Consider the following 299-nt stretch of genomic DNA (forward strand, 5'->3'; position numbering starts at 1 on the left):
CGGCAAACACGGTGCCGGAGTTGCCGGCGCCGGCGATGCCCATGGCTTTGCCCTGGTGCTCGGCCGGGTACCACTGCGAAGCCAACGGCAGCGCAACGGCAAAAGACGCACCGGCCATGCCGAGGAACATGCCCAGCAGCAGGGCTTGCTCGTAGCTGTGAATCCCCAGTTTCCAGGCGCAGAACAACGCGACGATGACGATCACCTGGCCGATCAGCCCGGCGGTCTTGGGCGACAGCTTGTCGGCCAGCATGCCCATCAGAAAGCGCAACACCGCGCCCGCCAGGATCGGCGTGGCC

The 299-nt window shown here is 66.6% G+C and carries 1 protein-coding gene; it reads right to left on the reverse strand.

Features of this window, described 5'->3' with window-relative positions; genetic code table 11:
• On the reverse strand, positions 1-299 hold a 299-nt coding region (locus tag AC0L20_RS40670), incomplete at both ends, for an MFS transporter (protein WP_473295772.1).

The organism is Bradyrhizobium sp. Kon58, from assembly GCF_055807455.1.